We start from the raw sequence: 14,015 nt of genomic DNA on the forward strand, positions 1-14,015 counted from the left end.
CTGGTAGACAGTTGTTCGGTCCAGACCCCAGAGGGAGCAGCGCATGAGTGTCAACGCCCACGTCGAGCGGTTCCACGGTCTTCCCGTCTTCGACTTCGTGGAGGCCTTGGAGGAGGCCGACGAGAAGGGTGGATCCGGCGCCGTCCGGCTGCCCGACGCCGCGTCGGCCGCCTGGCGGATCAAGCTCGACTACGAGTCCGAGGCGACGTTCGTCGAGCGCTGGGAGCAGTTCCTCGACGCCGTCGACACCGAGCGGGTCACCGCCCTGGTGATCGGCCAGTGGGCGCCGGAGGAGCCGGACGGCTTCCAGGAGCCGATGGAGGCGATCATCGCCGCCGCCGGCCGGCTGCCCGCTCTGCGCGCCCTGTTCGTCGGCGACATCACCTACGAGGAGTGCGAGATCTCCTGGATCCAGCAGTGCGACATCACACCGCTGCTGACGGCCTTCCCGCGGCTGGCCGAGCTGGTGGTGCGCGGCGCGTCCCAGGACTGGGACGGCAACGGCGGTCTGGCGCTGGAACCGCTGCGGCACGAGGAGCTCAAGGCGCTGCGCTTCGAGGCCGGCGGGCTGCCGGGCTCGGTCGTGCGCTCGGTGGCGCGCTGCGACTTCCCGGCCCTGGAACGGCTGGAGCTCTGGCTCGGCGTGGAGAACTACGGCGGCGACGTGACGATGGCCGACTTGGCGCCCTTCCTGGACGGCACCCGCTTCCCCGCGCTGCGCCACCTCGGCCTGCAGAACAGCGAGTTCCAGGACGACATCGCGGCCGCCGTGGCGCACGCACCCGTCGTCGCCCGGCTGGAGTCGCTCAACCTCTCCATGGGCGTGCTGACCGACCAGGGCGCCACCGCCCTGTTGGAGGGCCAGCCGCTCACCCACCTGCGCTCCCTCGACCTGCATCACCACTACATCACCGAGGAGGTGCAGCAGCGCCTGCGCCAGGCCCTGGCCGGGGTGGAGGTCGACCTCTCCGAGCCCGGCAAGCCCGACGACCAGTGGCGCTACGTGGCCGTGGCCGAGTGACCGTCACCTCCCGCACCAAGTAGACCGACCCGCACCGTCCACCCGTCCGACCACTCGACCCACCAGGATCCGACATGGCCGTCTCCCGCCACCTGGAACGCTTCCACGAGCTGCCGATCCACGAGTTCACGCCCGACGACCGGCCGCGCCCCGCCGCGGGCGCCGTCGCCTGGCGGCTGTCCCTCGAGTACGGCTCCGAGCAGGACTTCGTCCAGCTCTGGCAGTCGTTCCTGGAGGAGGTCGACCCGGCCGGGGTGCGCGCCGTGGTGGTCGGCGCCTGGTGGCAGGACGGCTACACGTCCGTGCGCCCAGCGGTCGAGGCCATCACCGCCGAAGCGCGGCGCCTGCCCGCGCTGGAGGCACTGTTCCTCGGCGAGGTGACCTTCGACGAGTGCGAGATCTCCTGGCTGGAGATGGACGACGTCACGCCGTTGCTGACCGCCTTCCCCGGGCTGAGGTCACTGGCCGTGCGCGGCGGCATGGACCTCGCCCTGGAGCCGGTGCGGCACGACCGGTTGACGAGCCTGCGCTTCGAGTCCGGCGGCCTTCCGGCCACCGTGGTGCGCGCGGTGGCCGGATCCGAACTGCCCGCGCTGGAGCGCCTGAGCCTCTGGCTCGGTGTGGACGAGTACGGCGGTGACGCGTCGCTGGACGACCTCGCGCCGTTCCTGGACGGCTCCCGCCTGCCGAAGCTTCGCCACCTCGGGCTGGCCAACAGCGAACTCCAGGACGAGATCGCCGCCGCCGTCGCCCACGCCCCGGTGGTGGCCCGGCTGGAGTCGCTCGACCTCTCCATGGGCATGCTCTCCGACGAGGGTGCCACCGCCCTGTTGGAGGGCCAGCCGCTCACCCACCTGCGCTCCCTCGACCTGCACCACCACTACCTGAGCGACGCGATGATGGAGCGGCTGAGCGCTGCCCTGCCGGGCGTCGAGGTCGACCTCGACGAGGCCGAGGGTGCCATGGACGACGAGGACGACCGCTACGTCTCGGTCGCCGAGTAGGCGGGCGGCGGAGGCGATGACTTTGCGGCTGACCGTCCTCGGCAACCCCGGGCACCGGCGGGTGACACTGTTCGCCGCCGCCGCCCGGGCCGCCGGGCTGCCCGAGCCCGCCGTGCTGCCCTGGCTGGACGTGCTGCGCGGGCGGTACCGGCTGCCCGAGGGCGGACTGCTGCGCATCGAGTCGCCCGGCGAGGAGCCGGAGGTCGACCGCCTGCTACGCGGCCCGGCGCTCGGCCCCGGCTACGCGCCGACCAGGGTCGAGGGCACGGCCGTCTGGTACGCGGGGGTCATGGCCGCGCTGCGCGCGCTGGCCGCCCGGCCCGGGGTACGGCTGCTCGGCGATCCGGAGGAGATCGCCGTGATGTTCGACAAGCGCCGGGCGCACGCGCTGCTCGCCGGGGCCGGGGTGCCGGTGCCCAGGGCGCTCGGCGGCGAGGTCACCGGCTGGGAGCACCTGCGCGAGCGCCTCGCCGAGGCCGGCCTGCACCGGGTCTTCGTCAAGCCCGCGCACGGCTCCTCCGCCTCCGGGGTGATGGCCCTGGAGTTCGGGCCGCACGGCCGGCTGCAGGCCACCACCTCGGTGGAACTGGCCGACGGCCGGCTGCACAACTCGCTGCGGGTGCGCCGCTACCGCAGCGAGCAGGAGGTCGCCGCGATCGTCGACGGCCTGGCACCGGACGGGCTGCACGTCGAGCAGTGGATCCCGAAGGCCTCGCAGTCCGGACGCTCCGCGGACCTGCGGGTCGTGGTGGTCGCCGGCCGGGCCACCCACGCCGTGGTGCGCACCAGCGCCCAGCCGATGACCAACCTGCACCTCGGCGGCGCCCGGGGCAGCGTCGACCAGGTCCGTCAGGCCGCAGGGCCGGCCTGGCCGGCCCTGCTGGAGACGGCCGAGCGCGCGGCGGCCTGCTTCCCCGGCTCGCCGATGGTCGGGGTCGACGTACTGCCCACGGCCGGCTGGCGGCGCGCCCTGGTCGGCGAGGTCAACGCCTTCGGTGACCTGCTCCCCAACCTCACCGGCCTGCCCGGCGGCCCCGCCGAGGGCCTCGACACCTACGGCGCCCAGCTCGCCGCGCTCACCACTCATTCCCCGTCGTCGCCCGCGGCGACGGACCACCAGATCACGGAACCCGCTCGATGAACCACCGGACCACCCTCCCGGCCCCCGACATGAACGCCGTCGTCGGCACCCACGACCTACTCCTCGTCACCCTCGACACCCTCCGCTTCGACGTCGCCGAGGAACTGGCCGCCGCCGGCCGCATCCCGAACCTCGCCGCCGTCCTCCCTGGCGGCCGCTGGGAGCGCCGCCACGCACCCGGCAGCTTCACCTACGCCTCCCACCAGGCGATCCTGGCCGGTTTCCTGCCGACGCCGGCCACCCCGGACGGTCCGCATCCGCGCCTGTTCGCGGCCCGCTTCGCCGGCTCCGAGAGCACCGCCCCGCGCACCTGGGTGTTCGACGCCCCCGACCTGCCGACGGCGCTGGCCGCGGCCGGGTACCGCACGGTGTGCGTCGGCGGCGTCGGCTTCTTCAACAAGCAGGGCCCGCTGGGCTCGGTGCTGCCCGGCCTCTTCCAGGAGAGCCACTGGGCGCCCGAGCTGGGCGTGGCCTCGCCGACGTCCTTCGAGGAGCAGGTCGCCCGGGCCGAGCGGGTCGCCGCCGAACAGTCCGCCGACCAGCCGCTGTTCCTCTTCCTGAACGTCTCGGCGCTGCACCAGCCGAACTGGTTCCACCTGCCGGGCGCCACCCGCGAGCACGGGGACTCCCGGGCCAGCCACGCCGCCGCCCTGGAGTACGTGGACGCGCACATCGGCCGGCTGTTCGCGGCGATGAGCGCCCGCCGTCCGTGCTTCGCGGTCGTCTGCTCCGACCACGGCACCGCCTACGGCGAGGACGGCTACACCGGGCACCGGATCGGCCACGAGGTGGTCTGGACGGTCCCGTACGCGCACTTCACCCTCCCCGCCCGAGCGGCGGACGCCCCCACGACCTCCGAGGAGGAGCGCGCATGACCACCGCACCCCCGCGCCCGGACTCGCCGTACCAGTCGTACGTCTACGCGTACCCGCACAAGACGGCCTACCGCCCGCTGCCCGAGCGCCCACCGCTGCGCGACCTGTGGGCCGGCGAGGCGCAGCACGCCCTCTCGCTCTACCTGCACGTCCCGTTCTGCGAGGTCCGCTGCGGCTTCTGCAACCTGTTCACCCGGATCGGCAGCCCCGAGGGCCTGACCACGGCCTACCTGGACGCCCTGGACCGGCAGGCCACGGCGGTGCGCTCGGCGCTGGACGAGGGGGCGCGGTTCGCGCTGGCCGCGTTCGGCGGCGGCACGCCCACCTATCTGACGGCCGGTGAGCTGGAGCGGCTGTGCGACATCGCCGAGCAGCGGATGGGCGCCGACCTGCAGGCGGTACCGCTCTCGGTGGAGGCCTCGCCCGCCACCGCGACCGCCGACCGGCTGGAGGTGCTGGCCGCCCGGGGCACCACCCGGCTGAGCCTGGGCGTGCAGTCCTTCGACGACGCCGAGGCGCGTTCCGCCGTGCGCCCGCAGAAGCGGGCCGAAGTGGAGGCCGCCCTCGGCCGGATCCGCGCGGCCGGGTTCCCGGTGCTCAACATCGACCTCATCTACGGCATCGACGGCCAGACGGAGCCCAGCTGGCTCCGCTCGCTGGACACCGCGCTCGCCTGGCAGCCCGAGGAGCTGTACCTCTACCCGCTGTACGTCCGTCCGCTGACCGGTCTGGCCCGGCGCGGCGAGCAGGAGAGCCGGCCCGCCTGGGACGCGCGCCGGCTCGCGCTCTACCGGGCCGGCCGCGACCACCTGCTCGCCCACGGCTACCAGCAGGTGTCGATGCGGATGTTCCGCCGCGCGGCCTCCCCGCAGGCCGGGGCGGGCGAGTACGCCTGCCAGACCGACGGCATGGTCGGCCTGGGCTGCGGCGCCCGCTCCTACACCTCGCGGCTGCACTACTCCTTCGACTACGCGGTGAGCGCCACCGAGGTGCGCGGCATCATCGACGACTACGTCGCCACCGAGGACTTCCACCGGGCCGACGTGGGCCACTGGATGGGCGGCGCGGAGCCGCGCCGGCGCCACCTGCTGCAGTCGCTGCTCCAGGCCGAGGGCCTGCCGCTGGCGGACTACCGTGCCCGGTTCGGCGCTTCACCGGCCGAGGACTTCCCGGCGGAGCTGGCCGAGTTCGCCGAGCGCGGCTGGCTCGACGGGGGCGACGCGGAGTTCCTGCGGCTCAGCCCGGAGGGGCTGGCGCACTCCGACGCGGTCGGGCCGATGCTCTTCTCGCCCGAGGTCGGGGCCCTGATGGCGGCGTACGAGGCGAAATGACCTTCCTCGGCATGCCCTCCGGCCCTCCGCTGCCGGAGGACGGCGCGCGGGACCTCACCCTGCTCTACCGCGGCCCGCTCGCGTCCTGCGACTACGACTGCCCCTACTGCCCGTTCGCCAAGCGCCGCGACAGCCCCGAGCAGTTGCGGGCCGACCGGGCCGCCTTGGAGCGCTTCACCGGCTGGGCCGCCGGGCGCGCGGGCACCGGCGACTCCCTGGCGCTGCTGTTCACCCCGTGGGGCGAGGGTCTGGTGCGGTCCTGGTACCGCCGTGCGCTGGTCGAGCTGAGCCTCCTGCCGCACGTCCGCCGCGTCGCGATCCAGACCAACCTCAGCTGCCGCACGGGCTGGCTCGCCGACGCGGACCTCGACGCCCTCGCCCTCTGGGTCACCTTCCACCCCGGCCAGGTCTCCCGCGACCGGTTCCTCGCCAAGTGCCGCGAGCTGGACGCACTCGGCGTGCGCTACAGCGTCGGCGTGGTCGGCCAACCCGAGCACCTCGCGGAGGCCCGCCGGCTGCGCGCCGAACTCGCGGGGGACGTCTACCTGTGGGTCAACGCCGCCGAGGGCCTCGACTACACCGACGCCGAAGCCGCCCAATGGACGGCCCTCGACCCGCACTTCGGCTACAGCCGGCACGCCCATCCCAGCGCCGGGCTGCCGTGCCGCACCGGGGAGTCCGTGCTGTCGGTGGACGGCGACGGCACCGTACGCCGCTGCCACTTCGTCCGCGACGTCCTCGGCAACCTCTACGACGGCAGCTACCGCACCCGACTCGAGCGGCGCGCCTGCCCGTTGCCGGTCTGCGACTGCCACATCGGCTACGTCCACCTGGAGACCCTGCCGCTGTACGAGCTGTTCGGGGCGGGAGTGCTGGAGCGCGTGCCGCACGGCTGGCCAGCGGGGCGGTGATAAATCGGTTGCCAACCGGCCACGCTGTGTGAAAGCGTACGAACAACCTCGCAGGACCAGCTCGTTCGGAAGGGAGGCCCGCAGATGATCAGTGGCATACGGCTCGCGGTCGTGCCGGGCCTCGTACTCGGTGACACCCCGGCTCGCGCTTCGACGCGTGAGCCGCACCCGGCCTGACGCCCGCGCCCGCCGTCCTTGCGGCGCCGTAGTCCGACGCGCCTGCTGCTCACTCCTCGTCGAAGTGCTCTTCGTGCCCCCTTGCACGTTCGACCACGAGGAGCCCCGGTGTCCGACACCCACCGGCCCAGTACCGTCACCCTGCCCACCCTCTCCGCCCTGCCCGCACCCTGGCACAGCGAGAACGGCACGCCTCCGCCGCGTCGCCTGATCGCCGCCGACGACACCCTTCGCGCCGAGGCCGCCTACCGGTTGGCCTGCGAGGGCACCGCCCTGCTCTGGCAGGGCGACTACCCCGGCGCGCTCCACCTCCTACACGCCATGCGCCGCCGCGCCGAGCGGCGCCGACCCCGATCCGCACCCGCCTCACCCGCCGAGGCCTTCCGCCGGCACCGACGGGAGCGCGCCCGCCTCGCGCGCGTCCTGGGCATGCTGCTGGTTCCGCTCGGTGCGGATCACCGCGTCCGGCTCCACCGGGCGCCCGACGTCCGAGAGGCCTGCCTGGCGGCCTACGGACCGCTCCTTGACAACAGAATCGTGTCCCTGCGCGAACTCCTCGGGGTGATCGGCGCCCACCAGTGGCGCCTCAGGGGCGTCGAGGTCCCGGCCCTCGGCGCCCGCATCCACCCGCACTACGGGGTCTTCTCACCCGTCCGCGGCGAGTACGTCGACCTCGTCGCCCGGGCGCCGTTGCCGCCGGCCGCCCGGGCCCGCTCCACCGCCTACGACCTCGGCACCGGCACGGGCGTGCTCGCCGCGCTCCTCGCCCGGCGCGGCCTGCGCAAGGTCCTGGTCACCGACGCCAACCCGCGCGCCCTCGCCTGCGCCCACGACAACGCCCGCCGTCTCGGCCTCGCCCGCCGCATCGAGACCGCCGGCACCGGGCTCTACCCGCCCGGCCACGACCGGGCCGCCCTGGTCGTGTGCAATCCTCCGTGGTTGCCCGGCCGACCGAGCTCCGCCCTCGACGAAGGGGTCTACGACCGCGACGGCGGTATGCTCCACGGCTTCCTCGACGCTCTGGCCGGCCGCCTGCTCCCCGGCGGCGAGGGCTGGCTCGTCCTCTCCGACCTCGCCGAACACCTCGGCCTGAGGTCCCGCGCCGACCTGCTCGACGCCATCGCCGGAGCCGGCCTGCGCGTCACCGGCCGCCTCCACACCGTCCCCCGCCACCCCCGGGCCACCGCCCCCGAAGGGGCCGACCCCCTCCTCCGCGCCGCCCGCGCCGCCGAGGTCACCTCACTCTGGAGGCTGGCCCCCGCATGACTCCCCGCGACCTGCCGCACACGGCCCGAAGCAGCCGCAGGCCCACCGGGCGACACGGCCCGCACGTCCCTAGCCTGGTGAGAAGGAGGAGGCGAAACACCATGCTTGGAGACGCTCCACTGCAAGCGGTCATCCCCGCCACCGATCTCGCCCGCGCCAAGGCCTTCTACACCGACACCCTCGGCCTCAAGCTCACCGAGGAAGGTGAGGAGGAGTTCGCCTGCGACAGCGGCGGCACCCAGTTCACCGTCTACCGCACGCCCAGCGGCGGACAGGCCGCCCACACCCTCGCCAGCTTCAAGGTCACCGACCTCGACGGCGAGATGGCCGGCCTCCGCGGCCGCGGCATCACCTTCGAGGAGTACGACTTCCCCGGTCTGAAGACCGTCAACGGCGTCGCCGAGGGCGAGGGCATGCGCGCGGCCTGGTTCAAGGACAGCGAGGGCAACATCATCTGCATGGCCCAGCGGGTCGACCAGTAGCCGTCCCGCCGGCCGGGCCGGCCGGCGGGCGTTCCCCGGAACCCGTCCGTCGACCTCCCGGCACCCCGGTACACCGCCCATCTCACCCACCGTGCCGCGTTCTTCGGAGGCGGCGCCGCTGCCCGGCACGCTCACGATGAGCGGCCGGGCAGCGGCGGCAGGGACCGGGTAGGTGCCGGCTGGTCGCCCGGCACCCTGCGGCGGACCGTCGGTCAGTCGTCCGTCTCGTCGAAGCGGCCGTGTCCGAGGCGGCGCAGGTCGAAGGACCAGATGCCGCGCCCGAAGGTGGCCGCGTAGAGCTTGCCGTCCGGGCCGGTCTTCAGCTGCTGCACGGCGGTGGTGGGCAGGTTGCGGCCCAGCACGCGCCAGCCGGTGGTGCCCGGCGCGCGGTAGAAGGCGGCGAGGTCGGTGCCGAGGGCGAGGCCGCCGTTCGGCAGGATCCTGACCGAGGTGGCGGGGACGTCCGGCAGGTCGGCCGAGACGTCGCTCCAGGTGGCACCGCCGTCACGGGTCTCGAAGACGTGGCCGACGCCCGCACCCGGGCCCTCGGTCCAGGCGCGCGAGAAGCCGTTGAAGGCGACGAGGACGTGCTGGGCGTCGTTCTCGTCCACCGCGAAGGAGGAGATGTAGCGGTTCGGCAGGGTGCCGTCGACCGGCAGGTCGAGCTGGTGCCAGCCGGTGCCGTCGGTCCTGCCCACCGCGATGCCGCGGCTGAAGCCGACGTTGTTGCAGGGGCCGCACCAGCCCGCGTACACCGTGCCGCCGACCGTCGCCACCGCCGTGGCGACGTGGCCCTCGCCCAGGTCGTAGGCGTTCGTCCACTCGCTGCCGCCGCGGATCGCGTAGCCCTTGTGCTGCACCCAGACGTGCCGACCGCCCGCGATCCAGGTGTCGCCGTCCTTCGGGTCGGCCGTGATCGGCGCGATGAAGCGGGCGGAGCCGGTGTCCTTGTCCGGCGGGGCGACCTCGTAGGACGTGGCCTTGCCCGGGTCCTTCGCCCAGCTTCCGTCGTTGGTCGCACAGTTCTGGGTGACCCAGATGTCGAGGTAGACGTACTCCTCGGCGATGTTGCAGCCGTTGACGGGGTCCACGATGGTGTCGGCGCCGTCGCCGCCGAAGTCGGAGCCCATCACCTTGTCGTGGGCCCACAGGATCGACTCGCCGTTGTCCTGGAGGCCGCCGCTGACGATCACGCCCCGCCCGGAGCGGTCCGCCGGGTCCTTGCCGACGCCGACCGAGTAGTACTGGAGGGTGTCGATGGTGCCGTCGTTGAGCGGCGTCCAGTCCCTGGCGTGCCCGTACGCGTCCGACTGGCCGTTGCCGGGACGGCGGTAGACGCCGCCGTCGTTGCCGACGTAGACGTTGACCTTGCCCTGGTAGCTGCCGAAGGCGACGGCGTGCTGGTCGGAGTGGGGGGTGGCCGAGCAGTCACCGGTCTGCTTGGCCGGGTCGATGTTCCAGCACGGGAAACCGAAGTTCCAGTACGACCCGACGGTGGCCCACTTGGAGCCGCCGTCGGTGGTCTCGAAGACCTCCTCGAGGCCCGCGTAGACGTGGTCCGGGTCGGCCGGGTCAACCTGGAGGAACTGGTTGTACCAGGCCTGGATGCCGGGCTGGTACCCCTCGTCCTAGAGCGCGGAGCCGGAGTTCCTCAGCTTCTCCTTGTCCGCGACCAGCGTCCACGGGCCGAACGGCGAGCCGGACTTGGAGACGTAGATCCCCTTGAGCCCGGTGTCCGGGTCATCGGCCATGACCTCCGGGGACTGGTCGATCGCGTAGTAGCGCGAGCCGCCCGCCGAGCGCGCGAAGGTCACGTTGCCGACGTTCGCCGCGTCCGTCGGCAGCTCACCGAGCGAGCCGACACGCTGCCAGCTTCCGTCCGCCGCCCTGCCGTAGAAGCCGTTGTAGCTGTCACCGCCGCGCCAGCCGACCGCCAGGACGACCTTGGCCGGGTCCTTGGGGTCGATCGCGATGTCGTTGGCGATGTTCTTGTACGGCGCGGCCGGGTCGCCGGCCTTCGCACCGCCCGGCAGGTACTCCGGGTTGGGCGCGAACTCGAGTTGCCACGGGCCGGACAGGTCCGTCGTGGCGTGGCTCCACACTCCGCGGCTGGTGGCCGCCCAGACCCGGCCGCCACCGAAGCGCAGCGCGTGGATGATCGTGGACTCCAGCTCGGCTCCGCCGACCCGGTTTCCGGGCTGGAACTCGCCGTGCTTCGGGTCCGCGAGGACGTAGACGCCGGTACCGACGTACGAGGTCGCGCCGGTGTTGGACTCACCGGTGGCGTACCAGAGCCGGCCGCCCTCGTCGAGGTTCAGGGTCCCGGTGGACAGCGTGGGCAGCCGGTCGGCGATCGGCTCCCAGTGCCCACCGCCGGTGCGGGAGCGGAACACCCCGCCGTTCGCACCGCCCGCGTACACGTAGCCGTCGTTGTCGGCCGCGAGGCCGGTGATCCGGCCCGTCACCAGGCCGGCGCCGCCGCTGGAGTTGGAGTTGACGTCCCGGTAGCGCGGGTCGTCGGAGTCGTACGGCTTGTCGGTGACGTGGTCCCAGGTGCCGCCGGTGCGCGGCATGGACTGCAACTGCGCCCAGGCCACGCCGTAGGCACCCGGCGCGATCACGCCGGGCGCGGTGCGGGCCTCGGTGTACTGCGCGGTGCCCTCGGCGGAGTTCTCCGCCTCGTCACCGCCGTCCCCGGGTTCCGTCTCGGCCTTCGGACCGAGGCTCGGGGCGGCGGTCACGCCGACGGTGCCGCTGCGGACCTTCTCGGCGTGCGCCTTCCCGGTGTCCGCCTGGTGCCGGACCTGCCACGGTTGCGGCTGCGGCGGCACCGACGGCGCGGCGAACGCCTGAGTGGTGATCAGTCCGATCACGGTGAGTGTGACGGCGCTCGTCAGCAGCCGTCGTCGTTGCCTGGTGGGCACGGTCGAGGTCCTCCCCTGGGGCCGGTCGCGCGGTCGCGCGCACTCGGCGGAAACAGGGGGTCAGCCTGCTGGGCCCACCCGGGCAGAGGGAAGGGGCATACGGTAAGAAGGCGGTAATAGCCCCACGGTTTCCAACAGTCGGCATTCACCGAATGCCGGACCACCGTCGCGCGAACGGCCCGCTCCGGTCGCCCGGGACGTCGCCGCCCCTCGTCACCAGCCCCTCGTCACCAGCCGCCACTCACCGCCACCGCCACCGCCCCCGGGCGCGGGCGCGGGCGCGGGCGCGTCGCCAGAGCGTACGGGCCGAGACGACCGGGTCGAAGGAGCCCGGGCGGTCCCTGGTCAGCGGATAGCACGCGAATCCGATCAGCGCCGCACTGAGGTGGCCGACGCTGGTGTAGTCCCGGCTCTGCTGCACGCCCAGTCCGTAGACCACCAGCACCCCCGCCGCGTACAGGTACCGCCAGGGCCGCGCGATCAGATAGGTGAGTACCGCGACCACGCCGGCCAGCGCGTAGCTGACGCCGTAGTCCAGGGTGTAGACGGCTCTCGGCGGTGCCAGCCCACGGTGGATCGCCCAGCCGAGCACCCCCTCGCTGAGGTAGGTGGCGCCGACGTGCGCGAGCGCCGCCACCGAGATCCACCGCAGGGTGCCGAGCCACCGTTCGGCGGGCACGTGGAAGAGGTTGTACAGCAGGAAGTAGAACGGCCAGCCGCCGCCCGCGATCCACAGGGCGCTGGTCAGCAGGACGCGGACCGGTGAGACCTGGAGGCGGTGGAGGTTGGTCGAACGCCGCTCCAGGATGTGGTCGGCGGTCGCCGGATCGACGTGGCGGATCACCTGGGTGGTGACGAGCAGGATCGCCAGCCAGACGTAGGTGCCCGGCGCGCGCCGGACGTAGGCCCACGCCGCGCGGGCGGGATGACCCCACCGGGGCCGCCGGTGGGTCTCGGAACCCCTGGCGGTGCTGCCGGCCATCGACGCCTCCTCGCCACTCCTCCCCCTCACCCTCGCCCCCGCCCGACTCCGCCGCCTCCCGGCACCCGGCGTGCGGAAGCCGGGATCGGGAGCCGCCCACCCAACCTGCTCACCACCTGCTACGCCCCTGCTGCTCACTGCGAGGACCTGCATCCGGTGAACCAGCGGCGACTGCCTCCTCGCACTCCGCACGGTCCCGCTGCGCCCGGCCCGACCCCCGATCCACAACAACCAACGGGCTTTTCAAGCGAGTTGACGGAACCGGAGGCCGGCAGACGCCGACCGGTCGGGGTTCCGCAGCCGACCAGGGTTCCGCATGCTCTTGCATTACTCTGCAAATCTATGCCAGAGTTCGGGCATCGGATCGATTACGCCGAATCCCGTCACACATCGCTAGATCAGGGGCCCGCTCCACGCGGGTCAAGGGTGCATCCATGTCGAAGGTCTTGAGCAAGCTGCCGGTCGGTGAACGGATCGGCATCGCATTCTCCGGTGGGTTGGACACCTCCGTCGCCGTCGCGTGGATGCGCGAGCACGGTGCGTTCCCCTACGCCTACACGGCCGACATCGGCCAGTACGACGAGCCGAACCTCGCCGACGTCCCGGCCCGGGGCCGCGCGTACGGCGCCGAGCAGGCCCGGCTGGTCGACTGCCGGGCCGCGCTGGTCGAGGAGGGCCTGGCCGCCCTCGCCTGCGGCGCCTTCCACATCCGCTCCGCCGGGCAGACGTACTTCAACACCACCCCGCTCGGCCGCGCCGTGACGGGCACCCTGCTGGTTCGCGCCATGCAGGAGGACGGCGTTTCCATCTGGGGCGACGGCTCCACCTACAAGGGCAACGACATCGAGCGGTTCTACCGCTACGGCCTGCTCGCCAACCCCAACCTGCGGATCTACAAGCCCTGGCTGGACCAGGCGTTCGTCGACCAGCTCGGCGGCCGCAAGGAGATGTCCGAGTGGCTCGCCGAGCGGGACCTCCCCTACCGGGACTCCGCCGAGAAGGCCTACTCCACCGACGCCAACATCTGGGGTGCCACCCACGAGGCCAAGCGGCTGGAGTACCTGGACGCCTCCCTGGAGATCGTCAGCCCGATCATGGGCGTCGCCTTCTGGGATCCCGCGGTCGAGATCCAGACCGAGGACGTCACCGTCGAGTTCGAGTTCGGCCGCCCGGTCCGGATCAACGGCCAGGAGTTCGCCAGCGCCGTCGACCTGGTGCACGAGGCCAACACCATCGGCGGACGGCACGGTCTGGGCATGTCGGACCAGATCGAGAACCGCATCATCGAGGCCAAGAGCCGCGGCATCTACGAGGCCCCCGGCATGGCGCTGCTGCACATCGCCTACGAGCGGCTGCTCAACGCCATCCACAACGAGGACACCCTCGCCACGTACCACACCCAGGGCCGGCGGCTCGGCCGGCTGCTCTACGAGGGCCGCTGGTTCGACCCGCAGTCGCTGATGCTCCGGGACAGCATCCAGCGCTGGATCGGCCACCCGGTCACCGGCAGCGTCACCCTGCGGCTACGGCGCGGTCAGGACTACTCGGTCATCGACACCCAGGGCCCCAACTTCAGCTACCACCCCGAGAAGCTGTCGATGGAACGCAGCGTCGACGCGGCGTTCGTCCCGGACGACCGCATCGGTCAGCTGACCATGCGCAACCTCGACATCGCAGACTCGCGCAGCAAGCTGGAGCAGTACGCGGTGCACGGCCAGCTGGCTCCGTGGAGCGGTCTGATCGGTGAACTCGCCCCGGGCGGTGCGGCCCCCATCGCCGCCGGCACCGGTGACGAGGAGGACTCCACCGCGCTCGACCACGCGGCGATCGAGTCCGGCACCGACTGACGCACCCCGTGCCCGCGGAGGGCCGCCGTACCCCAGGGGTGCGGCGGCCCTCCG

At 72.9% G+C, this 14,015-nt stretch carries 12 protein-coding genes; 9 read left to right on the plus strand and 3 right to left on the minus strand.

Annotated elements, in window-relative coordinates:
* Nucleotides 1-43 precede the first annotated feature (43 nt).
* The 8 genes from ACIQI7_RS02145 (at nucleotide 44) to ACIQI7_RS02180 (ending at nucleotide 8,208) form a co-directional block, all read left to right on the plus strand.
* Nucleotides 44-1,021: an STM4015 family protein gene (locus ACIQI7_RS02145; protein WP_401103978.1), complete on the plus strand. Its 978-nt coding sequence runs from the start codon at nucleotides 44-46 to the stop codon at nucleotides 1,019-1,021.
* Between the two features lie 74 nt (nucleotides 1,022-1,095).
* Entirely contained in the window at nucleotides 1,096-2,025 is a 930-nt protein-coding gene (locus tag ACIQI7_RS02150; protein WP_401103980.1) for an STM4015 family protein, read from the plus strand.
* Nucleotides 2,026-2,041: 16 nt separating this feature from the next.
* On the plus strand, nucleotides 2,042-3,166 hold the full coding sequence (locus ACIQI7_RS02155) for an STM4014 family protein (protein WP_401103982.1): 1,125 nt from the start codon (nucleotides 2,042-2,044) through the stop codon (nucleotides 3,164-3,166).
* A 29-nt stretch (nucleotides 3,167-3,195) separates the two neighbouring features.
* Nucleotides 3,196-4,041 (plus strand): STM4013/SEN3800 family hydrolase, encoded by an 846-nt coding sequence (locus tag ACIQI7_RS02160; protein ID WP_401104543.1) that lies wholly within the window; start codon nucleotides 3,196-3,198, stop codon nucleotides 4,039-4,041.
* Nucleotides 4,038-5,372 carry an STM4012 family radical SAM protein gene (locus ACIQI7_RS02165; RefSeq protein WP_401103984.1) on the plus strand — a complete coding sequence of 445 codons (1,335 nt, stop codon included), beginning with the start codon at nucleotides 4,038-4,040 and terminating at the stop codon, nucleotides 5,370-5,372. The genes ACIQI7_RS02160 and ACIQI7_RS02165 overlap by 4 nt, the downstream gene beginning before the upstream one ends.
* A gap of 11 nt (nucleotides 5,373-5,383) precedes the next feature.
* Nucleotides 5,384-6,283, plus strand: a complete 900-nt coding sequence (locus ACIQI7_RS02170; protein WP_401103985.1) for an STM4011 family radical SAM protein — start codon at nucleotides 5,384-5,386, stop codon at nucleotides 6,281-6,283.
* A 285-nt stretch (nucleotides 6,284-6,568) separates the two neighbouring features.
* On the plus strand, nucleotides 6,569-7,726 hold the full coding sequence (locus ACIQI7_RS02175) for a methyltransferase (protein ID WP_401103987.1): 1,158 nt from the start codon (nucleotides 6,569-6,571) through the stop codon (nucleotides 7,724-7,726).
* Between the two features lie 101 nt (nucleotides 7,727-7,827).
* Nucleotides 7,828-8,208 carry a VOC family protein gene (locus ACIQI7_RS02180; protein WP_401103989.1) on the plus strand — a complete coding sequence of 127 codons (381 nt, stop codon included), beginning with the start codon at nucleotides 7,828-7,830 and terminating at the stop codon, nucleotides 8,206-8,208.
* Between the two features lie 212 nt (nucleotides 8,209-8,420).
* On the opposite strand, the gene ACIQI7_RS02185 is transcribed toward ACIQI7_RS02180, so the two are convergent.
* The 3 genes from ACIQI7_RS02185 to ACIQI7_RS02195 form a co-directional block, all read right to left on the minus strand.
* On the minus strand, nucleotides 8,421-9,401 hold the full coding sequence (locus ACIQI7_RS02185) for a hypothetical protein (RefSeq protein ID WP_401103991.1): 981 nt from the start codon (nucleotides 9,399-9,401) through the stop codon (nucleotides 8,421-8,423).
* 435 nt (nucleotides 9,402-9,836) lie between these two features.
* A complete protein-coding gene (locus ACIQI7_RS02190) occupies nucleotides 9,837-11,132 on the minus strand; it encodes a hypothetical protein (protein ID WP_401103993.1) in 1,296 nt (431 codons plus the stop codon).
* A gap of 241 nt (nucleotides 11,133-11,373) precedes the next feature.
* Nucleotides 11,374-12,114 (minus strand): rhomboid-like protein, encoded by a 741-nt coding sequence (locus ACIQI7_RS02195; protein WP_401103995.1) that lies wholly within the window; start codon nucleotides 12,112-12,114, stop codon nucleotides 11,374-11,376.
* 434 nt (nucleotides 12,115-12,548) lie between these two features.
* Here ACIQI7_RS02195 and argG point away from each other — a divergent pair, with 434 nt between their 5' ends.
* A complete protein-coding gene (gene argG / locus ACIQI7_RS02200; RefSeq protein ID WP_401103997.1) occupies nucleotides 12,549-13,961 on the plus strand; it encodes an argininosuccinate synthase in 1,413 nt (470 codons plus the stop codon).
* The last annotated feature ends 54 nt before the right edge of the window (nucleotides 13,962-14,015 follow it).

It is taken from the genome of Kitasatospora sp. NPDC092039 (assembly GCF_044756065.1).
Classification (GTDB): Bacteria; Actinomycetota; Actinomycetes; order Streptomycetales; family Streptomycetaceae; genus Kitasatospora.